Source organism: Stenotrophomonas sp. SMYL89 (genome assembly GCF_036319985.1).
Taxonomy (GTDB): Bacteria; Pseudomonadota; Gammaproteobacteria; order Xanthomonadales; family Xanthomonadaceae; genus Stenotrophomonas; species Stenotrophomonas maltophilia_Q.
Map to the genome: position 1 here is coordinate 203,710 of NZ_JAWIRW010000004.1, position 25,353 is coordinate 229,062.

31 protein-coding genes and 1 tRNA gene are annotated in these 25,353 nt (G+C 65.4%); 25 read left to right on the forward strand and 7 right to left on the reverse strand.

Features of this window, described 5'->3' with window-relative positions:
- Positions 1 to 10: 10 nt before the first annotated feature.
- The 4 genes from V3B41_RS06995 to V3B41_RS07010 all read right to left on the reverse strand — a co-directional run bounded on the left by V3B41_RS06995 (position 11) and on the right by V3B41_RS07010 (position 3,365).
- Positions 11 to 2,149 (reverse strand): TonB-dependent receptor, encoded by a 2,139-nt coding sequence (locus V3B41_RS06995; RefSeq protein WP_295546549.1) that lies wholly within the window; start codon positions 2,147 to 2,149, stop codon positions 11 to 13.
- 128 nt (positions 2,150 to 2,277) lie between these two features.
- Positions 2,278 to 2,664 (reverse strand): DUF2946 family protein, encoded by a 387-nt coding sequence (locus V3B41_RS07000; RefSeq protein WP_241880452.1) that lies wholly within the window; start codon positions 2,662 to 2,664, stop codon positions 2,278 to 2,280.
- A 210-nt stretch (positions 2,665 to 2,874) separates the two neighbouring features.
- Complete coding sequence (locus V3B41_RS07005) at positions 2,875 to 3,129, reverse strand: hypothetical protein (protein WP_005408345.1); 255 nt, start codon at positions 3,127 to 3,129, stop codon at positions 2,875 to 2,877.
- Positions 3,130 to 3,140: 11 nt separating this feature from the next.
- Positions 3,141 to 3,365 carry a hypothetical protein gene (locus V3B41_RS07010; RefSeq protein ID WP_005408344.1) on the reverse strand — a complete coding sequence of 75 codons (225 nt, stop codon included), beginning with the start codon at positions 3,363 to 3,365 and terminating at the stop codon, positions 3,141 to 3,143.
- Between V3B41_RS07010 and V3B41_RS07015 the strand changes: the two genes are divergently transcribed.
- From V3B41_RS07015 to V3B41_RS07130, 24 genes are all read left to right on the forward strand, one after another.
- Positions 3,364 to 3,741, forward strand: coding sequence for a hypothetical protein (locus V3B41_RS07015; RefSeq protein ID WP_295546543.1), 378 nt, complete (start codon positions 3,364 to 3,366; stop codon positions 3,739 to 3,741). The two genes, V3B41_RS07010 and V3B41_RS07015, sit on opposite strands and share 2 nt — an antisense overlap.
- Before the next feature lie 111 nt (positions 3,742 to 3,852).
- Positions 3,853 to 6,189, forward strand: a complete 2,337-nt coding sequence (locus V3B41_RS07020; protein WP_295546541.1) for a VapE domain-containing protein — start codon at positions 3,853 to 3,855, stop codon at positions 6,187 to 6,189.
- A complete protein-coding gene (locus V3B41_RS07025; RefSeq protein WP_295546539.1) occupies positions 6,190 to 6,465 on the forward strand; it encodes a hypothetical protein in 276 nt (91 codons plus the stop codon).
- A gap of 74 nt (positions 6,466 to 6,539) precedes the next feature.
- Complete coding sequence (locus tag V3B41_RS07030; RefSeq protein WP_049430153.1) at positions 6,540 to 6,767, forward strand: hypothetical protein; 228 nt, start codon at positions 6,540 to 6,542, stop codon at positions 6,765 to 6,767.
- Between the two features lie 41 nt (positions 6,768 to 6,808).
- Entirely contained in the window at positions 6,809 to 7,447 is a 639-nt protein-coding gene (locus V3B41_RS07035; protein ID WP_295546536.1) for a hypothetical protein, read from the forward strand.
- Between the two features lie 151 nt (positions 7,448 to 7,598).
- Positions 7,599 to 7,982 (forward strand): hypothetical protein, encoded by a 384-nt coding sequence (locus tag V3B41_RS07040; protein ID WP_049430156.1) that lies wholly within the window; start codon positions 7,599 to 7,601, stop codon positions 7,980 to 7,982.
- 353 nt (positions 7,983 to 8,335) lie between these two features.
- Positions 8,336 to 8,764: a helix-turn-helix domain-containing protein gene (locus V3B41_RS07045; RefSeq protein WP_295546532.1), complete on the forward strand. Its 429-nt coding sequence runs from the start codon at positions 8,336 to 8,338 to the stop codon at positions 8,762 to 8,764.
- Positions 8,761 to 9,111, forward strand: coding sequence for a hypothetical protein (locus V3B41_RS07050; RefSeq protein ID WP_049430158.1), 351 nt, complete (start codon positions 8,761 to 8,763; stop codon positions 9,109 to 9,111). The genes V3B41_RS07045 and V3B41_RS07050 overlap by 4 nt, the downstream gene beginning before the upstream one ends.
- A complete protein-coding gene (locus tag V3B41_RS07055; RefSeq protein WP_049430159.1) occupies positions 9,108 to 9,593 on the forward strand; it encodes a glycoside hydrolase family 104 protein in 486 nt (161 codons plus the stop codon). The genes V3B41_RS07050 and V3B41_RS07055 overlap by 4 nt, the downstream gene beginning before the upstream one ends.
- Positions 9,590 to 9,967: a hypothetical protein gene (locus tag V3B41_RS07060; RefSeq protein ID WP_049430160.1), complete on the forward strand. Its 378-nt coding sequence runs from the start codon at positions 9,590 to 9,592 to the stop codon at positions 9,965 to 9,967. Before V3B41_RS07055 ends, V3B41_RS07060 begins: the two co-directional genes overlap by 4 nt.
- A 351-nt stretch (positions 9,968 to 10,318) precedes the next feature.
- On the forward strand, positions 10,319 to 10,873 hold the full coding sequence (locus tag V3B41_RS07065) for a hypothetical protein (RefSeq protein ID WP_049430162.1): 555 nt from the start codon (positions 10,319 to 10,321) through the stop codon (positions 10,871 to 10,873).
- Entirely contained in the window at positions 10,870 to 11,460 is a 591-nt protein-coding gene (locus V3B41_RS07070) for a phage baseplate assembly protein V (RefSeq protein WP_049430163.1), read from the forward strand. Before V3B41_RS07065 ends, V3B41_RS07070 begins: the two co-directional genes overlap by 4 nt.
- A 52-nt stretch (positions 11,461 to 11,512) precedes the next feature.
- Positions 11,513 to 11,851 (forward strand): GPW/gp25 family protein, encoded by a 339-nt coding sequence (locus tag V3B41_RS07075; RefSeq protein WP_295546523.1) that lies wholly within the window; start codon positions 11,513 to 11,515, stop codon positions 11,849 to 11,851.
- Between the two features lie 2 nt (positions 11,852 to 11,853).
- Positions 11,854 to 12,750: a baseplate J/gp47 family protein gene (locus V3B41_RS07080; protein ID WP_049430165.1), complete on the forward strand. Its 897-nt coding sequence runs from the start codon at positions 11,854 to 11,856 to the stop codon at positions 12,748 to 12,750.
- 223 nt (positions 12,751 to 12,973) lie between these two features.
- A complete protein-coding gene (locus tag V3B41_RS07085; protein WP_238378719.1) occupies positions 12,974 to 13,522 on the forward strand; it encodes a phage tail protein I in 549 nt (182 codons plus the stop codon).
- A 7-nt stretch (positions 13,523 to 13,529) separates the two neighbouring features.
- On the forward strand, positions 13,530 to 15,497 hold the full coding sequence (locus tag V3B41_RS07090; RefSeq protein WP_329860568.1) for a tail fiber domain-containing protein: 1,968 nt from the start codon (positions 13,530 to 13,532) through the stop codon (positions 15,495 to 15,497).
- 1 nt (position 15,498) lies between these two features.
- Positions 15,499 to 16,131 carry a hypothetical protein gene (locus V3B41_RS07095; protein ID WP_295546517.1) on the forward strand — a complete coding sequence of 211 codons (633 nt, stop codon included), beginning with the start codon at positions 15,499 to 15,501 and terminating at the stop codon, positions 16,129 to 16,131.
- Positions 16,132 to 16,233: 102 nt separating this feature from the next.
- Entirely contained in the window at positions 16,234 to 17,436 is a 1,203-nt protein-coding gene (locus V3B41_RS07100; protein WP_049430169.1) for a phage tail sheath C-terminal domain-containing protein, read from the forward strand.
- A gap of 2 nt (positions 17,437 to 17,438) precedes the next feature.
- A complete protein-coding gene (locus V3B41_RS07105) occupies positions 17,439 to 17,942 on the forward strand; it encodes a phage major tail tube protein (protein ID WP_049430170.1) in 504 nt (167 codons plus the stop codon).
- An 80-nt stretch (positions 17,943 to 18,022) separates the two neighbouring features.
- Positions 18,023 to 18,313, forward strand: a complete 291-nt coding sequence (locus V3B41_RS07110; protein ID WP_005412456.1) for a phage tail assembly protein — start codon at positions 18,023 to 18,025, stop codon at positions 18,311 to 18,313.
- Positions 18,314 to 18,433: 120 nt separating this feature from the next.
- Entirely contained in the window at positions 18,434 to 20,881 is a 2,448-nt protein-coding gene (locus tag V3B41_RS07115; protein ID WP_295546510.1) for a phage tail tape measure protein, read from the forward strand.
- Positions 20,882 to 20,883: 2 nt separating this feature from the next.
- A complete protein-coding gene (locus V3B41_RS07120) occupies positions 20,884 to 21,351 on the forward strand; it encodes a phage tail protein (protein ID WP_049430173.1) in 468 nt (155 codons plus the stop codon).
- Complete coding sequence (locus tag V3B41_RS07125; protein WP_049430174.1) at positions 21,335 to 21,550, forward strand: tail protein X; 216 nt, start codon at positions 21,335 to 21,337, stop codon at positions 21,548 to 21,550. Before V3B41_RS07120 ends, V3B41_RS07125 begins: the two co-directional genes overlap by 17 nt.
- Positions 21,541 to 22,614, forward strand: coding sequence for a contractile injection system protein, VgrG/Pvc8 family (locus V3B41_RS07130; protein ID WP_329860569.1), 1,074 nt, complete (start codon positions 21,541 to 21,543; stop codon positions 22,612 to 22,614). The genes V3B41_RS07125 and V3B41_RS07130 overlap by 10 nt, the downstream gene beginning before the upstream one ends.
- An 80-nt stretch (positions 22,615 to 22,694) precedes the next feature.
- Here the strand turns inward: V3B41_RS07130 and V3B41_RS07135 are convergent, their stop codons facing one another.
- On the reverse strand, positions 22,695 to 23,075 hold the full coding sequence (locus V3B41_RS07135) for a tautomerase family protein (RefSeq protein WP_295546502.1): 381 nt from the start codon (positions 23,073 to 23,075) through the stop codon (positions 22,695 to 22,697).
- Between the two features lie 562 nt (positions 23,076 to 23,637).
- Between V3B41_RS07135 and V3B41_RS07140 the strand changes: the two genes are divergently transcribed.
- On the forward strand, positions 23,638 to 24,045 hold the full coding sequence (locus V3B41_RS07140) for a hypothetical protein (protein ID WP_295546500.1): 408 nt from the start codon (positions 23,638 to 23,640) through the stop codon (positions 24,043 to 24,045).
- Positions 24,046 to 24,088: 43 nt separating this feature from the next.
- Here the strand turns inward: V3B41_RS07140 and V3B41_RS07145 are convergent, their stop codons facing one another.
- Both V3B41_RS07145 and V3B41_RS07150 read right to left on the reverse strand, forming a co-directional pair.
- The gene (locus tag V3B41_RS07145) at positions 24,089 to 24,976 is read right to left on the reverse strand and encodes a hypothetical protein (RefSeq protein ID WP_197619843.1); all 888 of its coding nucleotides are present in this window, start codon (positions 24,974 to 24,976) and stop codon (positions 24,089 to 24,091) included.
- A 188-nt stretch (positions 24,977 to 25,164) separates the two neighbouring features.
- Positions 25,165 to 25,239 (reverse strand) — tRNA-Val (locus V3B41_RS07150).
- Between the last annotated feature and the right edge of the window lie 114 nt (positions 25,240 to 25,353).

The following is a 25,353-nucleotide window of genomic DNA, read 5'->3' on the forward strand; positions in this document are numbered from 1 at the left end:
GCCAGTGCCCTCAGAACCGATGGTCGACGGTGAACTCGACGCGCCGATCCGGTCCCAGCAGCCATTGGGTACTGGTGTAGTACGCCGTGGCGTAGTACGCCTTGTCGAACACATTGAACAGGCGCGCCGACAACCGCGTGCGCGGTGACGCCTGCCAGGTCAGCGCCAGGTCGGTGGTGCTGTAGCCGGGCAGTTCCAGGGTGTTGGCATTGTCGGCGTAGCGCTTGCCGACGTAACGCACGCCTGCGGCCGCGCTCCAGTCGGGCAGGAACTGCCAGCTCACCCACACATTGGCCAGGCGCTCAGCCACGTTCGGCGGCACATTGCCATCGCGCGGGACCAGTACTGCCGGCGAACCGGTGGTTTCCAGGAAGTCCTCGAACCCGGCCTTCAGCATCGTGGCATTGGCATCGAGCGACCACCGCGGCGCGAAGGCCCAGTTCAACGATGCCTCGATGCCGCGCGAGGTCTGCGCGCCCACCTGTACCCGGCGATCCGGCACCAGCGGGTCGCGGCTGAGCAAGCCGGTCTTGCGGATGCGATAGGCCGCCAGGGTCCACTCGCCACCGTCAAACGCCTGCTTCAGGCCCACCTCGACCTGCCGTCCCTTGGCGAGGTCGAAAGCACCGTTGGCCGGGCTGATCATCAGCAGGCCGCTGACCGGGTCCGCCGCCTGCGAGTACTGCGCGTAGAGGCTCAACGTCGGGCGCAGCGCGAACACCGTGCCTGCGCGCCAGCCGGTGCTGCTGTAGGTCTTCGAGAATGCGCTCTGGCCGCTGATCAGATCGGTGCGTTCGATGCGTGCGCGGTCATGGCGCAGCCCACCCAGCACCGACCAACGCTCGCTCAACGTCAGGTGGTCTTCCACGAACAGCGCGTACTGCTCGGCACCATTGCGATAGCGCGGCAGGTTCGGCGCATCGCTGGCGAACTGCCCCGGCACCGGATGGAACGGATCGACCGGGCCGGAGCTGCCGGCGTAGGTGTTGTTGGTGTGCTTGAAGTGCGCACGGTTGGCGTCCAGGCCTACGGCAAAATTGTTCTGCAGCCCCCCCACACTGCCCTGCACGCGCAGCGTCGAGGTCAGGCCGGTCTGGTCCTGGTTGTGGGTGATCTGGGTATTGCCCGAACGATCGATCAACCCGGTTCGCGGGTTGTAGACATAGGCCTCGGCATTGCGCCAGTCGCGCTGGCTGTCGATCTGGTAGACGCGCGTTCGCCATTCCACGTTCGCATTCGGTGTCCACAGCGCATCGAGTTGCGTCCAGCGGTCACGAAAGCGGATGTCACTGTCTTCCACGTTGTAGTTGCGGTGGCGCAGTGCGTCCAACTGTCGGCCATCCACCAGGGGCGTACCGAAGTAGCGCATCGGCTTCTGGTGGCCCTGCGCATGGGTCAGGGTCAGCTTCAGGTCCGTGCGTGGCTGCCACAGCAGTGCGCCGGAGAAGGTGGCATCACTGCTTCGCCCGCGATCAACCCAGCCACCGCTGTAGTTGCCGCTCACGTCCACGCGGTAGGCCAGCTCTGGCGTCAGCGCGCCGCCACTGCCGAAGCCCAGGCGTGCGGTGTCCTCGCTGCCCACGGTCACGCTGATCTCGTTCTCGATGGCACCGCGCGTCGGCTTCTTCGGCACGATGTTGATGACCCCGCCGATGGCACCATCGCCATGGATGACCGAGGCCGGACCCCGCAGCACTTCGATGCGCTCGATGGACCAGGTATCGAACGGGAACGTGATGCCCACGCCGCCGTACTGGCGCAGCCCATCGTACAGGCGCATCACTGAAGCGCCGTCGGTGAAGCCACGGCTGGACAGCGCACCCAGGCCATTGCCCGGGTGCGGCATCGCACTGATCGCACCGGCGCGGCTGATCGCATCGTTGAGGTTGGTGTCGCCGCGCTGTTCCAGCTGCGCGCGCGAAATCACCGTCAGGCTGGCCGGTATCTGCAGCACGCTCAGGCCCAACGCAGAGCCTGCGCTGGCGGTGGATGACAGCTCGCCGCTGCGGGTATCAACCACGCGCACGGTATCCAGTGTGGTCGGTGGTGCCGCATCGGCGGCAAGTACGGAGGCGCTGTGCAGGAGCAACGCGCACGTCACAGGCAGCGTCGCCCGGCGCAGGCGCGCGGAGTTGGGGTTCGTTTTCATTTGTTCACGGCATGCAAGGCCACCCCGCAGTGGCGGGGCAGCAATCAGAAAGGGACAGACACGCGCGTGCGGGCGCCGGCCGTGGCCGGCAACCTCATGGAAGGCGATCAATGCACTGCGCGTGTGGCTCAGGCAGCCATGAAGGCCGGTGGCCCGCGCGCTCCCAATGTGCCGCTGACCCGCTGCGGCAACGCCTGCACTGCACCCCGCAACGCATGGCATATCGATACCATCGGTGCCAACAGCAGCAATGCCGCCACCAGCAGGGTGATCAGCCGTGCGGCGATCAGGCAGTAGTCGCAGTCCACGCCCATCTCATGCTCGGCGTGTGGATCGGCGGGCGGCTTCTTCGCGACCTCGCCCTGCTGCATCGCCATCGCGTGGTGCCCGTGATGGCCCTCCATCGCATGCTGCGCATGCTGGGAATGATCCATCGCCGCCATCGGCACAGCCGCTGCAACGTGACCATGCGCCAGCCAGCGGCTCACCAGCGGGGCAAGCAGCACCAGCAGCATGGCCAGCCATGCCAGGGCCTGGAACCGGCGGTGGAGGACAGAACGACGCACCCGGCCATTCTACGGGCCTGCGACCAACCTTGGACCACATTCAGGGTTGCCCTGCCGCCGGTGCGACGTTATGACGCAGCCTCCAGCGCAGGGGATCGTCCACTGCCCGGGGGGACGGAAGGCAGCCTGGCCGGCCCCTTCCGTCCCCGCACCGGATGACTAGAACCGCGCCGGCTGCTGCACCGCGCGCTCCAGGAACATGACACCCGCCTGCAGGCTGTTGCGGGCGTTCTCCAACCAGCGCTCCGGATCGGCTACCGCGAATCGCTCCTGTGCATCCACATCACCCGAGTCGGCCAGATCAGCCAGCTGCAGATGGATGTGGTTCTCCACCAGGCTCACCAGCACGGCGAGCTCGGCCGATAAACCGGCGATGCGTTCGGTGAAGCCAGCGTCGTTGCTGTTCAGAGACATGTCCCCTGTTCCTATGCGTTGCGGTGTTGATGGATGGCTTCGAAACGCTCGGCACAGGCAGGCCCACAGAACAGCCGTGCCGGATCGTTGTCGAAGTCTTCGCTGCAGTCCGGGTTGTGGCATTCCCCCATGGGAGTGAGAGGGGCAACGTTGCTGGCCCGCGTTGCGTGCTGGGCCAGGGCGCGTTGCAGGTGGCGCGCTTCCATTTCCTGCGCTTCGTCGATGGTGTCCGTCATGCGGGTTGTATTTTATCGAGGGGTGGTCGCACCGATTGAGAACGTCGCAACGACCGTCAACGACGCGGATTCCGCGGCGGATCGGCGTTCGTGGTTGCAGTGGATTTCAAACATGCAGGCTCCTTGTGCACGGGCGCCCGAAGGCGCGGTGGAGAGAAACGAAGGGCCGTCGCTGACGGCGATCGCATCATCCGAAAACCGGTTCTCGCCAACTGCGACGCATCGGCGCGACCACAGCTATCTGCGAACGCCATCGCAGATCCAACGCGTACTGGATGGCCTGATCGCGCCCAGGGATGCAAGGTGCCGGAAGGTGTTGCAAATGAAGCCGCATTCCGACACCATGACCGTGCCACCACGTCCCGTCACATCCTGACCGCACTGCATTGGTCGGCCGCTGCGTGACCTGCGCACGCCAGAAACTGCACAGCACGTTGGCCGCCATCGGCCGCCGTGGACCGATCCACGTTCCCAGGGGCTCCGTCGAATGCACACACCGCATCCCACGCAGGACATCGTTCCCGCGTTCCTGCAGGCCATGCACGCGCACGGCATCGTGCCGGACGCGCGCGGCCGCGACGCGCTCAATGCCGATGGCACCCTGGTTCGCTTCCATGTGGAAGGCGACCGTCGTGGCACGCGCAACGGGTGGGCTGTGTTGTTTGGAGACCATGTGCCGGCCGGCGAGTTCGGCAGCTGGCGGACCGGCACCCGCCATGCCTGGTGCGCGAAATCGCCGACCGCGTTGAGTGCGGCCGAGCAGCGCGCCATCCGGCAACGCCAGGAAGCGGCCCGCAGCGAGCGCGAACGGCAGCAGCGCGAGCGCGAGGACGCTGCCGCCAAGGCCGCCAACGTGCTGTGGAACCATGCCATTCCCGCCGACGTCCAGCACCCCTATCTGGTACGCAAGGGCATCCACGCACATGGCCTGCGCGCGGCGCCGTGGCCGGTGCGCAACAGCGATGGCCTGGTCTTCCGCCATATCGACAATGTCCTGCTGGTGCCGGTGATGAACAGCACGGGCCGTATCGTCTCGTTGCAGGCGATCTTTCCCCGCGTGGATCCAGCACTTGGCCGCGACAAGGACTTCCTTTCCGGTGGCCGCAAGCAGGGCTGCTTCCATGTCATCGGCAAGCCGGCCCCTGGCCAACCGATCGCCATTGCAGAGGGCTATGCCACCGCCGCATCCATCCACCAGGCCACGGGCTGGTGCGTGGTGGTGGCCTGGGATGCAGGCAACCTTGGCGCGGTCGCCCGGGCCTGGCGCGGCGCCATGCCGGACGCATCGTTCGTGCTGTGTGCCGACAACGATCAATGGACGCGGCAGCCGCTGGACAACCCGGGCGTCACCCTGGCCACGCAGGCTGCCGCGGACATCGATGCCCGCGTGGCCTGGCCCGAGTTCACCGCGCTGCATGGCGACGATGACCGTCCTACCGACTTCAACGACCTGCATCTGCGTGAAGGGCTGGACGCCGTGCGTACCCAGCTGTTGCCTCCCGCACCGCCCACAGCAGGCGACGACGTGGCGCAGGACGATGCGCCCTCATCGGCCAGCGCGCGTTACCAGGTGCCTGGCAACCTGTCCGCATTCGATGCCTTCACCCCGTTTCCCGACACCAGTGCGCGCGGGCGGCCGTTGCCAACGGCCCGCAACCTGGCCGAGCTGTGCCGCCGTACCGGTGTGACCGTGCGCTACAACGTCATCCGCAAGGACCTGGAAATCCTGGTCCCGGGGCTGCAGACGACCGTGGACAACGCCAAGGAAGTCGCGGCAGGCGAAGTGATGGACTGCATGCACCGCGCCGGCATGGCCACCGCCAGCTTCGAGACCAACCTGTGCCAGGTGGCCGAAGCCAATCCCTACAACCCGGTCGCCAGCTGGATCACCTCGCGGCCGTGGGATGGCCAGACCCGCCTGCAGGCGTTCTTCGACACCGTGCAGGAAGCCCAGCCCACGCGCATGGCCGACGGCCGCGTGCTGAAGGAGGTCCTGATGCGGCGCTGGCTGATCTCCGGCGTGGCGGCCGCCTTTGAGTCCGATGGCGTGGTCGCGCGCGGCGTACTGACGTTCGTCTCGAAGCAGAACCTGGGCAAGACGCGCTGGGCACGGCAACTGGCGCCGGCGGAGCTGCAACTGATCGCTGACGGGGTGGTGCTCGATCCGGCCAACAAGGACAGCGTCAAGCAGGTCATCTCCAAGTGGATCGTCGAACTGGGCGAGGTCGATGCCACCTTCCGCCGTACCGATATCGCGGCGCTGAAATCATTCATCTCGCGCAGCCATGACGAGATCCGCCGCCCCTACGCGCGCACCGAATCCCGCTATGCACGGCGCACCATCCTGTTTGCCAGTGTCAACGACGAACGCTTCCTGCGCGATGCCACCGGCAACACCCGCTGGTGGACCGTGCACGCTGTAGCATTGGGCGAACCGGCGCGGATCGACATGCAGCAGGTCTGGGCAGAGGCCCATGCGTTGTACTGCAGCGGCGAGACCTGGCACCTGAGTGCCGAGGAACTGGATGCGCTGAATGCCACCAACAGCGAACACGAACCCATCTCGCCGATCGCCGAACTGATCGATCGCCATTTCGACTGGTCGCTCCCTGCCGAACACTGGAGCGCGCATTACCGCGCCACCGAGATCGTCATCGCGGTTGGCATCGACAAGCCCAACCGTCGCGAGGTGAACGAGGCCGCCGCCTACGTGGTCAAACGCCATGGCGTACGCACCCGCGTGGTGGGCAAGGAGCGGGCCAAGGTCTGGCTGATGCCAGAGCGCAGACGCACTCTCGCCGAGCATGCGGCAGGCCCGTTCTAGATGCCACGCATCCATGATGGTCGCGACGTTGACAGCAGCAGCGACGACTGGCGCCTGCACTGCGAAGCACGTCGCCTGCTGCAACTGGACGGCTACCGGCGCATGGGCAACGACGGGCGCTGGACGGCGGTCAGTCCGCGCAGACATCGCCAGCAGTATCTCGAGGGTGTCCTGGCCGCACGCGGCGCGGTTGAGCGTGAGCGCCTGGCCGTGGCGGCATTGCGACTGTGGATCGCACGCCAGCCAGATCGACCAGGTCATGATGCAAGTAGATGAAAGGTGTTGACTTGAGCCGTCTGCAAAGGCAAGATGCCTGTATCGGCCCGCCACCTTCAAGGAGCGCTTCCGCCATGCCCCGTCCCCGACTGCATGCCTTCGAAGGTGAGCAGCTGACCGTGCAGCAGATCCACCAGCGGGTACCCGTGCTGTCCGAGCGGACCATCCGCGACCACCTTGCGGCCGGCCGCCGTACGCGCACTGCCATGTTGTGTTTTGACCCGATAGCGGCCGCGTCCCGGGGGGGGCGCATCACCCAGCGCATCCTGCGCGCACGCAGCCTCGCCGGTCGTGATTCCTGACCCGCCAGCACCTGCAGCATTCTTCCAGGAGTAGATTCCGCATGATTCCCGCCTCCCTCGACAGCAGTCATCGCATGATTGCCGACACACTGGCCGCGTTCCGTGCCGGCGCTGCACTGGGCAGCATCACCCTGCGCCCGGCGCCGCGCACACGTGTGCCGCTCTACATCGGCATCGCCGGCAGCAAGCGCTCGGGCAAGGACACACTCGCCAATGGGCTGGCATCGGCGTTGGCGCTGCCACGCGACAGCTTCGCGGCCCCATTGCGCCAGTTCGTCGCCTCCCTCCTCGGGCTCTCCCTGCATGAACTGGACCGCCGCAAGGAGGACGCCATCGATTGGCTGGCCGAACTCACCCCGCGCCAGCTGATGCAGACCGCCGGTACCGAATGGGGACGTGACCGCGTCCATCCCGAACTGTGGGTACGCTCGCTGTTCGCACGCCTGCCCGAGGGCGGGCTGGTACCCGACGTCCGATTCGCCAATGAGGCGCGCGCGATCCGGCGCCGCGGTGGTGTCGTGATCCGCGTCAACCGCCCGGGCCATTGCAGCAATGACCCTCATGCCAGCGAGCAGCCGCTGCCGCATGAACTGGTCGACATCGAAGTCGACAACGACGGCACCCCGGCCGATCTGGTCCGCAGATCGCTGGACCAGCTGCTTTCACGCGGTGTGATCTGATCCGGAATCAGGACCAGCTACCCGCCCATCCGCTGAACCCACTGCAGGCCACGACCCATCATCGGCGAAAATGATGTAAGGTCATCCCCCATCACCGACGACACCTGTCGTCACCCTGCATCCCCAACCCATTTCGCAAAGAGGAAACGCCATGGAGGTCGAACAGTTCACGTCGACGCGCCTGAAGGCCATCGAGTTGTTCAAGTCCCAGCCCAAGGGCAGCAAGGACAACGTGAGCCTGGATGCGATCTTCATCTCGCTGTGCACGCTGGCCACTGCCCAGGCCGATGCTGGCAGCACCCGGCAGTCGCGCACCGTGGCCCGCCCGGGCAGCCAGCAGCCGCCTGCGCCATGGTTCGTCGAAACCCTCGCGGCCCTGAAGGGCAAGGGCGAGTCGATCACCGTTGCGCGCTTCCTGATGTTCGCCAACCGCTTCCCGGTCAAGCGCATGGACCAGGTCAACGCGGCACGCTGGCTGCGCGACGCCGGGTACATCCCCCGCAAGACCGGCGGCAACCTGGTATTCGATCTTTGATCCAGCGCCTCCTGCAGTCCTGAAGCCCCGGCATCGTCCGGGGCTTTTTTTTGCGGCCAGTACACGGCGGATGAGGCCATGTGGCGGGTGGCCGTCCTCACCCTGTACCTGCCCGTTCCCCTTGATCTGCCTCCGTTCCTGCCAGGTGAGGACAACGAGTACGGATGTACAGGAAAACAGCAGCGGCCAGTGCAGGCGGATGCAGCGCACTGCAAGCAGGCGGGGCGTGATCCTCACCCGTCCTCGCGCACGGCTGAACGCCTTCAGCGCGCCGACATCAAAGTAGATGAAAGGTGTTGACTGACCGGACGGGATGGCAACAGTGGAGATCAATGCCACTGAAGACATCCTCCATGAACGCCCTGCCCGACAGCATCCAGACCCTGGCCGAGGTCATCGGCGAATCCGCAGCCCTCACGCTGGTGCGTGCGTGGCCGCCGACCACCTCCAGCACCACCGGCCGTCACCGTGTCATTGTCTACGTCCCCTCCACCCTGCCCGACCAGCATCGGCTGATCGACATCCTTGGCCACGACGTCGCCCAGCGGCTGGTCGCGCACTTCGGCGGCGAACTGTTGTTCCTGGCGTCCTGCTTCGCTGCCGGCGCGCACGAACGCCGTGAACAGATCGCCCGCGCGGTCGCCAGCGGCATGCCACGCGACCATGTCGCGCGTGAGTTCGGCGTCTCCCCGACCACCATCAAGCGTGCCCTGCGCGGTGCGCGCAGTGCGCCGCCACCGGCCGTGCACCCGGCCCTGCTCAAGGGGTACGCACGCGCATGAACGAGAGCGACCTGCTGGCCGGCGTGCCAGACTGGGCCAAGTACCTGGGCGGGACCTCGGGCGTGCTGATCGCGGTGTCGTTGTGGCTGCGCCAGTGGCTGTCGTCGGCCAAGGTCGACCGCACCGCCGATGAAGCCACCAGCAACACCCTGCGCACGCTGCAGGAACAACTCGCGGCCGAACGTACACGCGCCGATGGACTGATGCACGAACGCGAGGCAATGGCCCAGGAGATCGGGCAGCTGCGTGGTGAAGTCAGTGCCCTGCGTGCGCAGATCACCCAGCAGAGCGTACAGATAGACGCCCTGCTGGCCCTGGTTCGCAGGCAACCGGGAGCGGCCGCATGACCGTCGCCGCCGCCAGCGCCCTCGGTGGCACCAACGTCGCTGCGTTCCTGGACATGCTGGCCGTGTCCGAAGGCACCGACATTCCGGGCCAGCGCTCACGTGACCGCGGCTACGACGTCATCGTCGGCGGCCAGCTGTTCACCGACTACCGCGACCATCCCCGCGTGCTGGTGTCGCTGCCGCGCTATGGCATCAAGTCCAGCGCCGCCGGCCGCTACCAGTTCCTGCGCAGCACCTGGGACGACCTGCGCTCACGCCTGGGCCTGCCCGACTTCGGGCCGGTCTCGCAGGACCGTGCAGCAGTCGCCCTGCTGAAGCAGTGCGGTGCCTACGAGCTGATCCGGCTGGGACGCTTCGATGCCGCCGTTACCGCGGCACGGCGCATCTGGGCGTCGCTGCCAGGCGCCGGCTACGGGCAGAAGGAGCACGCACTGGAAACACTGCGCGCGGCCTACCGGGCCGCCGGTGGAGCCCTGCAGTGACGCCCGGGACCCTGAGGCTGGGCATCGGACTGCTGGTCCTTGCCGGCAGCCACGCGAGCTGCGCCTGGCTGGGATGGACCCTGCGCGGCCGCAGCGCGGACCTTGCCGCTGCCACTACCCGGGCGGCACAGCAGGCGGCCCGCACCGATGCAGCCCAGCGCGCGCACCAGCAGGCCCTGGACAACAGCGCCGCAGGCGCGCAGGCCGAATCACAACGCGTGGCCCAGCAGGCCCGCCGCACCGAACAATTCAACACCCTGCAACGGGACATCGAGACCCATGCCAAGACTCCTGGTCGTGATCGCGGCGACGCTGACGCTGAGTTCGTGCGCATCTGGCGCGAGGCCAACGCCGGCCACGCCCTGCCGCGCTGATCTCAGCATCGCACCGGCCCAGCTGCTTCCCCCTTCCCGCCTGCCAGACCTGCACGCGGCCAGCGATGACGCGCTGCTGCGCAATCACGTTGCCGTCGCACAGCAGTACCACGCGCTGGCCGACCAGCTGAGTGCGCTGCTGTGCAGCCTCGGCAACCAGCACGGCATCACCATCAATGGCGCCGTGCCGGCAGCACCTGCCCACTGCGACAGCAGCGCCACTCCCGCGCGCTGAGCCTGCCGGACACGGCCACGCCTGCAATGCCACCCCACAGCGGTGATGGCAACACTGGCTGCTGACCGCGCGCATTGCAGCGCTACGCCCTTCCTCCCCTCTCTGCATGAGCTGACATGGCGAACGATCCCTTCCCTCCCACGCTCGATCCGCTGATTGCCGCGATCGAAGCCGCGATCCGCGCACGCTTTCCCGGGTTTGCAAGCGTCGAGTTCCATCGCGATGCCAGCGCTGAGGGGATGCCCCTGCCGGCCTGCCTTCTGGCGATGACCCGCTGTGATCGCAGCCGTGACAACAATGATGGCAGTGGCCTGCTGCAGGCCACGCTGCGTTTCGAAGCCCGCATCGCGCTGCCGGCAACCGACGCAAGCACAGCGCTGCAGCTGCGCAATGCGGCCCTCGCCCTGGCGACCTGGCTGCACCAGCTCGGCCGCTTTCCCGGCGTTGCCAGCGGCGCGATCGATGTGATCGCGGCGTCGCCCGAAGACCCAGCGGCAGCACAGCCGGGCCTGCGCACCTGGATCGTTGAGTGGTCGCTGCCGGTCGCGCTGGGCGACAACCCGTGGGACGACGCCGGTGGCGTGGTGCCGCAGGCGTCCTACAGCTTCGCGCCGGAGATCGGTCGCGCCCATGAGTCCCGCTACCAGCTGTTGCCGGAGCGCGCACGATGAGCGCCGAACACGCGCGGCTGATCGGCAACCTGCTGATGATCGGCGTGGTGCGCGAACTCGACGAGGCAAACGGGCGCGTTCGCGTCGATGCCGACGGCATGCTTACCGACTGGATTCCCTGGCTGGAGCGCCGCGCGGGGCCGGGCATGCGCAGCTGGTGCGCCCCCGAACCAGGCGAGCAGGTCGTGCTGGCGTGCCCCTATGGCGACCCCGGCCAGGCGCTGGTACTCGGCAGCCTGTATCAGGACCGCTTTCCGCCACCCGCCGACTCGCGCCTGCGGCAGCGCACCGAGTTCGCCGACGGCAGCACCGTCGAGTACGACCAGGAAACCACCACGCTGAGCGTTAACGTCGGCAGCGGCAAGGTCATCGTCACCTGTGCAAGCGCGCAGGTGATCGCCAGCGAATCGATCGTGCTCGACACGCCCTCGATCAAGGCGAGCGGCGATCTGGATGTCAGCGGCGCGATCAGCGCCGGCAAGGACATCAGCACACCCGGCGAGATCAAGGCCGGTGCCATCGGCCTGAAGGCACACAAGCACACCGCCCAGGGCCCAACCGCCCCGACCACGCCGGCCCAGGCCTGAACGGCCACGCCTGCAATGCCCTGAAAACCCGCACTCCACGACGATAGAGGCCATGCGAGGAATCAACGCCAACACCGGCAAATCACTGGATGGGCTCGCCCATCTCCACCAGTCCGTGCGTGACATTCTCACCACGCCCCTTGGCTCCCGCGTACTGCGCCGCGAATACGGTTCACGCGTGTTTGAACTGATCGATGCGCCGACCAACCGCTCGCTGCGCATGGACCTGATCGCGGCCACCGTCGACGCACTCGCGCGATGGGAACCGCGTCTCCACGTCGAGAACGTCGACGTCTCCCTCCCCGCCCCCGGCGTGATGATCCTGGCAGTGACCGGGATCCACCTGCCGGACGGCGAGGCCATCACCATCGAAGGAATCGAGGTTCGCTAACCGTGGCATCCGGCTCGTTCACCAGTGTCAATCTGTCCCAGCTGCCTGCCCCGGCGGTCATCGAAGTGCTCGATTTCGAAGCCATGTTCGATGAATCGCTGACCGCACTGCAGGCTCTGGATCCCACTTTCGACGCGCTGCTGCCGTCGGACCCGGCCTTCAAGATCCTGGAGGTCTGCACCTACCTGCGCCTGCTCGATCGCCAGCGTGTCAACGACGCCGCGCGTGGCGTGATGCTGGCCTATGCCGGTGGCAGCGACCTGGACCACCTTGCCGCCATCTTCGGCATCGCCCGCCAGGTGCTCGACCCGGGCAAACCGCAGGAAGGCATTCCACCGCGATATGAGAGCGATGAGGACTTCCGCCGCCGCATCCAGCTGGGTCCGGAAGGCTTCAGCGTAGCGGGGCCGGAGGGCGCCTATGTGTTCCATGCGCTGAGCGCGGACCCACGCGTGCTCGACGCCAGTGCGACCAGTCCCGCCCCCGGCGAAGTGGTGGTCTCGGTGCTGTCGCGCGAAGCGGATGGAACCGCCACCCAGGGCCTGCTCGACATCGTCGAAGCGAAGCTGAGCGCGGATGACGTGCGACCGCTGACCGACCACGTGCTGGTGAAGCCGGCCACGATCGTCAACTATACGGTCGACGCCACGCTGTTCACCTTTGCCGGCCCGGATTCGCAGGTCGTGCTTGCCGAAGCGCGCACCCGCCTGGACCGCTACATCAGCGAGTCACACCGTCTCGGCCGCGACGTCACCCGTTCGGGGTTGTTCGCCGCATTGCATGCCGAGGGCGTGCAGCGCGTGGAAATCGTCCATCCAGCTGCAGATGTGGTGGTGGACCGGACCCAGGCCACGCACTGCACCGGCGTGACCCTGACCCACGGCGGCACCGATGAATGAGCCGAGCACGCGCCTGATCAACGCGCGCCTGCGCGGCGCGATCGATGGCCGCAACCGCACCTTCCGCCACCCCGGCGGCGCGCTGGCGAGCCTGCAGTCGGTATTCCGCACCGATGCGCAGGGGCGGCAGCTGCTGCAGGGCAGCGTCATCGAGGGCAGCAGGGTCACCCTGGCCGCTGCACCGGCGCCCGGCGAGGTCATCGATGGTGACGCCCAGGTGGTGGTGCCCTCGGCGGCGAACCTGCTTCCCGCCAACGCCACCCACGCCGAGCGCGCGCTTGCCCGCGCCATCGTTGCACGTCCGTTGCCGGTGGACATCACCGCGCTGTGGGATGCCGACCGCTGCCCGACCGCACTGCTGCCCTGGCTGGCCTGGGCGCTGTCGCTGGACGAATGGAAAGCCTACTGGCCCGAAGCGGTGAAGCGCGCCCGGGTGCGTACGGCCATCGCCATCCAGCGACGCAAGGGCACCGCCGGCAGCGTGCGCGACGTGGTGGCGGCCTTCGGCGGCTCGGTGCTGATCCGCGAGTGGTGGCAGTTGCAGCCCAGGGGCGCGCCGCACACCTTCGAAGCGGTGATGACCATCGCCAACCAGGATGGCCAGTCCGCCACGGCGATGTTCGTCGAGGACGTCATCGGCGAAATCACCCGGACCAAGCCGGTGCGCTCGCATTTCACCTTTACCCAGGGCATGCAGGCCGACGCCGCCGTCGGCGCACTGGCAGCCGCCCACGCCACGGCCTTCCGCCGCCTTCAACTGATCGGAGAGTAACCCCCGCATGCGCCTGAAAATCACCGATGCCGGCTTCGCCAAGCTGGTCAATCCGCCGAACACCGGCACCAACGCCGTCCTGATCACCCAGATCGGCCTGACCTCGACCGCCTTCGTGCCTTCAGCCGGGCTCACCGCGCTGCCCGGCGAGATCAAGCGCGTCGCCACCTTCGGCGGCCAGGCCGTGGGCGATGACACCGTGCACGTCACCATCCGCGACGACAGCGCCACCTCCTACACGCTGCGCGGTTTCGGCCTGTACCTGGCCGACGGCACCCTGTTTGCCAGCTACGGCCAGGCCGATCCGATCATGGAGAAGTCGGCCGCATCGATGCTGCTGCTGGCCACCGATACCCGCTTCAGCGGGATCGACACAACGCAGATCCAGTTCGGCGACGCCGGCTTCCTCTATCCACCGGCCACCACCGAGGTGGTCGGCGTGGTCGAGCTGGCCACCAGCACTGAAGCCGAAGATGCCACCGACACCCAGCGCGCGGTCACCCCGCGTGGCCTGCGCGCCTACACCGACAAGCGCTTCGGCGCCAGCGCCCCGACCGCGCTGGCGAAGACGCTGCTGTCTGCGGCGAACACCACCGCGGCGCGCACTGCCCTGGAACTGAAGAGCGCCGCGCTGAAGGACACCGGGCATGGCAACGGCCTGGACGCCGACACCCTGGACGGCAAGCACGCCTCCGAGTTCGCCCTGGCCGGTGACTTCGCCACCGTGGGCCACAAGCATGTGATTGCCGATGTGACCGGACTGCAGCCGGCGCTGGATGGCAAGGCATCCAGGGGCGGCAACACGTTCACCGACCAGCAGTTCATCAGCGGCACGTATCCCTTGATGGGCTTCGGTGCCGCCGGCGCCGAACAATCCTTCATAGGCGGCTGGGGCAATTCCAGCCTGTGGCGAGTGTGGAACGCAGACCGCAGTGCCAGCAGCGAGATCACCATCAAGCATGGCGATACGCCACGCTGGAATGGCTCGGCAATGTGGCATGCCGGGAACTTCTCGCCTGAAGCGAAGATGGACAAGAGTGGCGGGACGTTCACCGGCGCGGTCTCCATCTCCAACAACGCGCTGCGCCTGTCTGGCTGGGGCAGCACCGCGACCGATGGTGTCGTCTACTTCGGCACGGGTGACAGCTATCTCTTCAAATCCGGATCCTCGTTCACTTTCCGCAACCTGGAAGGTGCCTACAGCGCAACGCTCAGCGCAGGCGGGAACATCTGGACCAGCGGCAACTTCGATCCAGGCGGGAAGATCAACAAAGCCGGCGACATCATGAGCGGCACGCTGAACATGTATGTGGGCCAGGGCAGCACCCAGGTCGTGCACCAGCGGTTCGGCTGGGGCAACAACGTGACCCGATGGGCGACAGCCATGGAGAGCGACGCCACACTTTCGCTTTACTCCTACGACTTCAATGGAGGGTCGCCGACGCAGCGCGCGAGCTTCAGCAATGTCCAGTACCGGGAAAACAGCTTCGTCGGCGGCGTCACTTCCGCGGGGGGCAATGCCGCTTTCATCATCAAGGACCGTGGGAACGCGAACCAGGAGTTCCACATCTACAACACGGACAACGTGTTCCGGATCTGGTCGTCCACCGCGCAGGTTGATCGGCTACAACTGAGTGCCGCGGGAGCTCTCTGGACGGCCGGCGGCTTCGACTTCGGCTCCTCACGAAAGCTGAAGAACATCGAGGGCGTACTTCCCTACGGTCTGGCTGCTGTAGAGAAAATGGAACTGGCCGCCGGCCACTACAAGCCTGAGTACAACGACGACGGTCGTCGCCGCCTGTTCTTCGTCGCCGAGCAGCTGGCCGAGCTGGTGCCGGAAGCGGTCGACCTGGAAGGTGTCGAGTTCCAGGGTGAGCGCGTGGCGTCGGTCAAGCTCGACCAGCTGCTGCCGGTCATGGCCAAGGCCATCCAGGAACTGGCCGCCGAAGTGCGCGCACTGAAAGCGGAGCGCTGACATGCCCAGCGGATATCGCTCTTCCGGTATCGACTTTGACGACCTGTTCGATCCGTACGTCGAAGGTCCGCAGGCACAGGACTCGGGCCGCCGTATCGGCGGCACCGACCTGAGCCGTCGCTATGCCCACATCCAGTACGGCAGCAAACGTGCCGACGTAGGCCATCGCATCAACGGCATGGACGTATCCAATCTGTGGGCGGCCAAGGGCAGCGCACAGTACGACGCCATCACCATTCCCAACCCCAGCATCAGTGGTTACTCGTATGCCGGTGCTGCGCCGAATGGACATGCGGCTTTCAGCTTCAAGTCCAACGGTATGGTGCAGACGTGGACCAACAACCCCAACGGCGTCACCCGCACCTTCGGTCCATGGCTCATCCGTGGTGTCGCGAGCAACTTCGAGATCCGCTACACCAAGATCGAAGGCGACGCGAATCCGTCCGGCACGGGTGCCTGGCTGAACCTCGGTACCGATCGCTACTGCGGATTTGACGTTGTCTACGGCAGCGCGGGTTGCAGCCTCGTTGTCGAGATCCGCCGCGCCAGCACCGGCGTCGTCCTGGCACGCGAAGACCAGGTCTACATGAGTGCGTCGCACTCGCGTGGTGACACCGGTCCAATCATGGAATGACGCCGCGGCCACGATTGCAATTATCGCGACCGCCACATTCTTCGAACATTACCCCGTCGCCTGCACAAGCCGGCACACACCCACACCGAGGAAGAACCCCGAATGACCGAATTTCTCCATGGCGTACAGGTCGTCAACATCGATACCGGTGCCCGATCGATTGCCATCGCCTCCAGCAGCGTGATCGGCATCGTCGGCACCGCACCGCTGGCCGACACCGAAGCGTTCCCCGTCAACACGCCCGTCCTGGTGACCTCGCCGTCGCAGGCCGCCAAGCTGTCGGCCACCACCGGCACCGATGCCGGCACCCTGCCCGGTGCGCTCGACGCGATCTTCGACCAGTCCAGTGCCGTCGTCGTCGTCGTCCGCGTCGAGAAGGGCGCCAATGAAAGCGCCACCCTGGCCAACGTGCTGGGCGGCGTGAACGCCCAGACCGGCGCGTACGAAGGCGTGCATGCGCTGCTGGCCGCCAAGTCCATCGTCGGCGTCAAGCCGCGCATCCTGGTCGCACCCGGCTTCACCCATGTGCACCCGGCCGACCCGGCCAAGCCGGAGGCCGTGCTGGCCAACCCGGTCGTCGCGGAACTGCTCGGCATTGCCGACAAGCTGCGCGCAGTGATCATCAAGGATGGCCCGAACAGCAACGACGACGCGGCCAAGTCCACCGCTGCACTGACCGGCTCCAAGCGTGTCTACGTGGTCGACCCGGCGCTGCTGGTGCAGTCCGGTGATGCCATCGTCACCCGCTATGCCTCCGGTGCCGTGGCCGGCGCCATCGCCCGCAGCGACAACGAGCGCGGCTGGTGGGCGTCGCCGTCGAACCTGGAACTCAACGGCGTGGTCGGCACCGCGCGTGCAATCGACTTCGGCCTGTCCGATGCGACCAGCCGCGCCAACCTACTGAACCAGGCCAACGTGGCAACGGTCATCCGCGAAGGGGGCTTCCGCCTGTGGGGCAACCGCACCACCAGCATCGATCCGAAGTGGCAGTTCCTGTGCGTGGTACGCACCGCCGACATCATCGCCGACAGCCTGGAAGCCGCCCACCTGTGGGCCGTCGACCGCGGCATCAGCAAGACCTACGTCGATGACGTGCGCGAGGGTGTCAATGCTTTCCTGCGCGGGCTGAAGACCCAGGGCGCGATCCTCGGCGGCAACTGCTGGATCGACCCGGAACTGAACGCAGCGGACAGCGTGGCCCAGGGCCGCTTCTACTGGGACTTCGACTTCACCCCGACCTACCCGGGTGAGCAGCTGACCTTCCGCATGCACATGAACAACAACTACGTCTCGGAGATCTTCTAAGCATGGCGCGCAAGATCCGCAAAAACTTCAACTTCTACGTCGACGGCAAGGGTTATGCCGGCAGCGTGATGTCCTTCACCGCCCCCAAGCTGTCGCTGAAGACCGAGGACTTCCAGGCCGGCGGCATGCTCGCCCCGACCGAGATCGTGCTCGGCCATGAAAAGCTCACTGCTGATGTCGAGTTCGCCTCGGATGACGCGGAGATCATGACCAAGTTCCACGTCATCGAGAGCAAGGAATACGGCTTCACCGCCCGTGAAGCCCTGGAAGGCGATGACGGCGAAGTGACCCAGGTCGTGCACAACATGCGCGGCAAGGTGAAGCTGCTGGACCGCGGCGAAACCAAGGTTGGCGAGAAAGGCACGATCAAGGTCAACCTGGCGCTGAGCTACTACAAGCTGACCCATGGCGCCCAGGTCGTGCAGGAGATCGACGTGGTCAACATGATCGCGCGCCAGGGTGGCGTGGACGTACTGGCCGGCATCCGCGGCGCACTGGGCATCTGAACCCTCGCCGCATTGAAGAACCCGGGGGCGCCTCGCGCCCCCGCATCCATCGCACCGCATCGCATTCCAGGAACGCATCCATGTCCAGCAAGACCAAGACCCCCACCGACACCGTCATCGAGCGCGATGGCTTTGCCGAGATCACCCTCACCCGCCCGCGCCAGGTCAACGGCATGGAGACCGCCGTGCTGCGCATGCGCGAACCGACCGTGGAAGACATGGAGCGCTACCAGGACGACAAGGGCAGCGACGCCCAGCGTGAGGTGCGGATGATCGCCAACCTGTGCGAGATCTCGCCGGACGACGTGCGCAAGATGCCGTTGCGCGACTACGCACGACTGCAGGCAGGCGTCGCGCTTTTTACCACCTGACCCTGCCTCAGATCAGGCAGGGAGTGCTCGCCCTGGCCGGCCATACCGGCTGGGGCCTGCGCGAGATCATGACACTGCGGGTGTCGAAGTTCATCTGGTGGATTCAGGGATTGCCGGTACATGGCCAGTAACGTTCAAACGACAACGATCACGATCGGCGGCGAGGTGTCCAAGTCACTGAAGGACGCCTTCTCCTTTGCCAACGATGGTATCAAGCGCCTCGGCACCGAGGTGACCCTGCTGGATCGCAGGCTCGCGCGCATGAGTACGACCAGCAAGGAGTACGCCCGCATGCGTACCCAGGTCGATGCTCTGCGTGCCTCGCAGGTGGCGCTGGAGAGCATCGAAGCAAAGCGCGACGCCAACCTGGAGAAGCGCGGGAAGCTCGGCTCGGCATTTGGCGAGGCACGCGGCACACTCGGCACCGCCGTCACCGCACTGGCCAAGCCGGTCGAGAACGCCTCCGGCTTCGCCCGCCAGAACCAGCAGATCGGCGTGGCAGCCAACCTCAGCCGCGCCCAGGTCAGCGCACTGGGGCAGGCCATCCTGGAACAGTCGCGTGCAACCAACCAGGGCGCCGACGCGCTGCAACGCTCGATCAGGCTGATGATCGACGCCGGCATGGATGCGCAGTCGGCCCAGGCCAGCCTCGGTGCTGTCGGGCGGACCACCACCGTCACCGGTGCCAGCATCGATGATGTGGCCCAGGCCGCGGCCGCCCTGCAGCAGTCGTTCGATATCGATCCCTCGCGCATGCAGAACGCGCTGGACGTGCTGGTAGTGAACAGCCAGCAGGGCGGCCTGGGCCTGAAGGACATGGCCCAGGTGCTGCCGGTGCTGGGTTCCTCGTTCGAGGCGATGAAGCTGCAGGGTACATCGGCGGCGGCTACGCTGGGTGCGGCACTGGAAGCCACGCTGGACTCGGCAGGTGGCGCCGACAAGGCCGCCAGCAACATGAAGAGCTTCATGTCCGAGGTGCTCTCGCCGGACATTCAGGAGAAGGCCAAGAAGAGCCTGAACCTGGATCTGCGCAAGATCATCGGCGATGCACAGACCAGCGGCGGCAATCCCTTCGATGCTGCGATGCAGGGGATCATCCAGGCCACCGCGGGCGACCAGAAGAAGATCGGCGCACTGTTCGGCGATGCGCAGGCGAAGAACTTCGTCCAGCCGATGATCGAGAACTGGGACACCTACGTTCGAGTCCGCGACAAGGCGCTGAATGGATCGGCGGGCACCACCGATGCAGCCTATGCCGATGCGATGCAGACCGACCCGCAGAAGATCGAGGGCGCCAAGATCGCCGTGGACAACCTGTCCAAGGCCTTCGGTGCCGCGCTGCTACCGGCGGTGGGCGAAGCCGCGGTCAAGCTGACCGAACTGCTGAACGGGGTCACCTCGTTCGTGCAGGAGAACCCGAAGCTGATCGCCAACACCACGCAGATCGTGGTCGGCATGCTGGGCATGCGCACCGCGGTGCTCGGCGCACGCTACGCCTGGACCTTCCTGCAGGGCCCGATCCTGGCTGCGCAGAAGGCCTTCGAGCTGTTCCGTGGCGGCAGTCTGCTGGCGCAGATGGGACGCTTCGGGCCGATGGCCATGCGCCTGGCATCAGGCTTCCGCATCGTCGCTACCGCCGTCGGTGCCATCGGTGGTGGCCCCATCGCTCTTGCGGTCGCCGCCATCACCGCCGGCGCCCTGCTGGTGCGCAAGTACTGGGAGCCGATCAAGGCGTTCCTGGGCGGCGTCTGGGAAGGTCTCAGCGGTGCAGGCACCGCGGCGATGGGGGAACTGATGCGCGCGGTCGAACCGCTGCGCCCTGCCTGGGAAGTCATGAGCGGGCTGATCGGGCAGGCCTGGGATTGGCTGTCGAAGATGCTGGAACCGGCGCAGTACACCGGCAACGAACTGTCACGCGTCGGCCAGATCGGCTCACTGGTAGGCGAGGCGCTGCTGACCAACTTCCGGCTGGTCATCCAGGTCATCGGCGGTGTGGTGGGGGCAGTGGTGTGGCTGGGCGAGATGCTCGGCACCGTCGCCGGCTTCATCAGCGAGACGCTCGGCAGCATCTGGGAGTCGATCAGCGAGAAGGCAACGGCTGCGTTCGACCGCATCCTGGAGAAGCTCAAGCCGGTCATTGAAGGCGTTGGCTGGTTCATGGACAAGCTCGGCGGCGGCGTGGGCGCGGCCAAGGACAAGGCGCTGGGCGTTGCCGAGGACGGGCTGCAGACCGCAGTGGGCGCCGCCAACATCTACAGCAGCATGAAGGCGCGTGGTGGTGGTGGCATTGGTGACATGGCACGGGTCGCATATGCCGTCGGCACCGACAGCAACGATGGCTTGAACCGGCGCATGGCTGAGCTGAGCGGTGCGCAGGGACGCACTGCACCGGCCATGCCCTCGCCCACCACCCGTGCACCCACCACCGTGCAGCAACAACAGACCAACAACATCACCATCCACCAGCAACCGGGTGAATCCAGCGAATCCGTAGCACGTCGCACCGCCGACGAACTGCAGCGTCGCAACGCGGTTGCCGCCCGTGGTGGCCTTGCAGACAGGAATTGAGCATGAAGCGCGAGTTCGTAACCGGCACAGTGGACAAGCTGCTGTCGCAGTTCAAAGCCAACGATTCCGGCAACGCTCCGGTGCTGCTGATGCTGGGTGGTTTCAAGTTCAGCCTCAACACCGCCGTGTTCCAGGATATCCAGCAGAGCAACGAGTATGGCTGGGCAGCGCAGGAACGCATCGGCCAGATGGCTGCGCTGCAGTACACCGGGCCCGGCAAAGCCAGCATGACGCTGCCTGGCGTCATCCACTATGCGTTCCGCGGTGCCGGCAATGAGCTCTCGCAGCTGCGCAAGCTGGCCGCGCAGGGCAAGCCACAGCGGTTGCTGACCGGCAAGGGCGGGAATCTGGGGCTGTGGGTCATCGACAAGATCGACGCCACCGCCTCCGGTTTCACTGCCGATGCTGGAATCCAACGGCACGAATTCACCCTCTCCCTGCGGAAGCACAGCGATGGCACGAACGTATAACACCCGCGACGGCGACGTCGTCGACCGCATCGCGTACACGCACTATGGCGAACAATCACCGGCCATCCTGCGCGCGGTATTCGACGCCAACCCGGGCCTGGCCGCACGCGGCGCGGTACTGCCCGCGGGCATGGCGATCACCCTGCCGGACGTGCAGCGCCCGGCAAACGAGCGCAAGGGAGTGGCCCTGTGGGACTGAACATCACACCGGCATTCCGCGTGGTGGCCAACAACCAGGACATCACCGACACCATCAGGTCGCGCTTCAAGTCGCTGCGGATCACCGACGAGACCGACAACAACTCGGACATGCTGGAACTGCAGCTGGCCGACCATGATCCTTCCGATCCGATCCAGCTGCCGCCGGCAGGCGCAGAGCTGGAAGCCTTCATCGGCTACGACGGTGAAGTACGGCGCATGGGCCTGTACATCTGCGACGAAGTGGAGATTTCCGGCTACCCGGGCAGCATGACCCTGCGCGCCCGGGCCGCGCCGTTCGAGGCCAGCAAGGGCGGCAAGAACGATCTGCAGACGCAGAAGACGCGCACCTGGAAGAAGGGCACGACCATCGGCGGCATGGTGCAACGCATGGCCGGCGAACACGGAATGGAGGCTGCCGTGAGCGGGTCGCTTGCATCGATCACGCTGCCGTTGACGGTGCAGTCGCAGGAGTCGGACATGAACCTGCTGCTGCGCCTGGCCAAGCAGCATGACGCCATCGCCAAGCCGGGCGGCGGCCGCCTGATGTTCGTCAAACGAGGTGAATCCACCAGTGCCAGCGGTGAGCGCATTCCCGACGTCACCCTGACCCCAGCCGATGGCAGTAGCTACAAGGTGAGCATCGTCTCGCGCGAGAAGACCGGCACCACCATCGCCTATTACCGCGATGTACGCGGTGCCACGCGCCAGGAAGTGAAGCTGGGCAGCGGTGAACCGATCGTGCGCCTGCGCATGGCCTACGCCGACCGCGAAGCCGCCGAAGCTGCAGCGCGTGCCAAGCACCAGGAACAGGCCCGGCAGACGCGTACGCTGAGCTACACGTTGCCCGGCCGCGAGACGCTGATGGCCGAAGCCACGGTGGTGATGCAGGGCTTCCGCGATGGCGTGGATGGGCAGTGGCTGGTCAAGCGTGCCGAGCACAACATCAGCCACGACGGCTACGTGACCAGCATCGAGTGCGAACAACCCAACAGCGCCGACGCAGTGAAGGCGGCCCGCAGTGCCGCGGCCAGCGAAGGCGAGCAGGTCGGCAGCGAGGTGTAGATCCACGCGGGCGTGGGTCTACATCGGCGGCCTCGACCAGGCTCGGTAGATCCACGCCATGCGTGGATGCTTTTCGCGCATCAACTCACGTACTGCGCAACCCCGTTGCCAAACGACCAGTTCTCCTTCTTCACTTCCACCAGGTTGATGAACACATCCTCGCGGCGGATGCCCACCTCTGCATGCAGTCCATCAGCGATGCCGGCATACAACGCCTTCTTCTGCTCCAGCGTGCGCCCTTCGTTCCAGGTGATCTGGATGCAGATGAAATCGTCGGTGCGGTCCACGCCCAGGTAGCCGGGGTCGTAAACAAGCGTGCCGGCGTCATGCTGCTGGAAGATCTGGAAGCGATCGTTTTCCGGCACGCCCACCGCGCGCATGGCCTGGTAGATGGTTTCGCCGACGCGTTGCAGGTAGTCGGCGGATTTACCTTTGCGAAGATCGATGCGGGCGAGCGGCATGGTGGCACTCCAGCGTGGATGGGTACGGCGACAGGCTGAGACTACGCCTACCCGGGGCGGTGGGACAGCGCAGGGATGGAACCCTCTGCCTTCATTCGTGACATGCCCCCCTCCCGCGCGAGGTGACGTGATTGGCATGGCGGCGCGGCTCCGCAGGCGTCATGCGCACGGTCGGCAGGGGTGGCGATTTGCGCCATCAGTGACGCGCCGCACTACTCGCAGGTGTTGGACGGCACACAACGGGAAACCTCCGGCCGGCATGGAGAAAGTTGGGAACTTTCCTTACAGACCGATGTGATTGCCCGGCGTGATGATCGCCGCGCCGGGGCAGATTGCCTGGGCCGGGATTGGCGTCTCGAATAAACAAACAAGATTTAGGGGCTGCAAGAACAATCGCAGCAGAGAGAATGCACCGACTGCCTTCAATGGCGGCCGGTGCGTGGGGATCGCCAGATCCGCCAGGCATTCTTCTCCCCTGAAGCTTGTTTGCCTTGGTACGCCAACCCGCACCGTCCGCCACCTTCGCTCCGGAAGGTGGACCTACGCCAGTGAGGGTTTCGCCATGACCAACCGCACCGCCATCCATCCCCGCCTGCACGCCCTGATCGGCAACATCGCCACCGACGTGCCTGAAGACCTTGCGCACGAGATCGAATGCGCCCTGCAGGAACAGAACCTGCCCATGCAGTCGCCCGCCTTCTTCGCGTGCCTCAACGCCATCAGCTGCGCCGACGGCGATGACGGGCAGCCGTGCCGCAACCTCACCCTCGGCGCCAGCAATCACGCCTCGCTGCGTCGCTCGATGTCCGGGCTCAGCGCAGTGCTCGATCTGCTGCAGGCCGCCGACCGAGCGCGTGCCGAGTGCGGCCCGGACCAGCAATTGGGCGCCTTCCATACCGACGGACTGATCGTGGGCGCACGGCAACTGGTGCGCGAGGCCAATCACTGTCTAAACGACGGCCCGTACTGATTAGTTGAATAGGATCTCAGGCAACAGTACTACAGGAACCCACTTATTGATTGATGGGACAGACTCCCTTCGCCTGCGCAGCCGCCTTGCAGACGATCTCATTCTCTTTCTCTGTTGGCCAACTTGCAGGTCGAGATCCAGGGCGCATTACGATATAGGATGTGTCGTCACCCATGAAAACATTGACATTTCCAGAAGCAGGCCATGCGTAATAGTCGGGCGGGATGACGAATGGCTTGCCAAGATTCTCCGACATGCGCTTGACGAGCCCCAACTGACCTTGCCGGAACTTATAATTAACCATGAATAAAATATGAGTAATGATCTTACTCTCTGTATTTTCATCAAAGTAGTAAGTGGCTGATGAAAAAGGAGAATTTTCAAACTTCACACTCAGATAGCCGCGCTCATTTGGCGTAATTGAATCAACCGGATATGACTTGAATACATCCGCCTCAGTCATTCCAACCTTCACCAATGAAAATCCATTTGGATATGCACTTCCCGCTTGGAACATATTGATTGCTCTGGACTCTGACAAAAGCCCTGACAACTCTTTTTCACGCTTTTGGAGACCCGCGACATCTCTTTGGAGCTTCTTGTTCAAGTCATGCTCGACACCTAGCGCGTCCGTGAGCCTATTGGCCTCTTCTGTCGCCTGACTGGCCTTATGCTCCAAGGCCGCGGTTCGCTGCGGAAGTGCAAATTGATTGAAGTACGTCAGGCACGTTATGGCCGTTGCGACAACTGCGCCGCCGACGATCAGAACGGGATGGTTTTTCCAGTCGGGAGCCTGCGCCTGAGGCGGAGTCGGACCAACTACCTCTTTGGCCATTGCTCTCTTGCGCGCAGCAGGCATTTTTGGCGCTTCCTCTGGCACTTGCGAATCCCCCTTGGATTGCCCCATAGGGTGCGACTCGACGACGCGCATGACAAGACTTGACGCCAACGACGACTCGGACCGAGCCATTGTTTGTTGCTCTCACAGCTATGGTAGTGATCCACCTGATAGCCGGAATCGACACAGCCGCGGGCGCTTTAGGTCAGTTTTTGCGCAGTTCTCAAAGCAGAAATGCAAAGGCCACCCTATTCGGGTGGCCTTTATCATCGATAACAACATGGTGGGCGGTACAGGGATCGAACCTGTGACCCTTGCCGTGTGAAGGCAATGCTCTACCGCTGAGCTAACCGCCCGGTGTGTTGCTGAGCCGCTCATTATAGGGGCTTTTCAGAGGCCGTCAACAGTTTTTCACATTCGTGTTCACGGGTGTTTCGAGGTCGTCGCCGGGCATGGCCCGGCGCTACCGG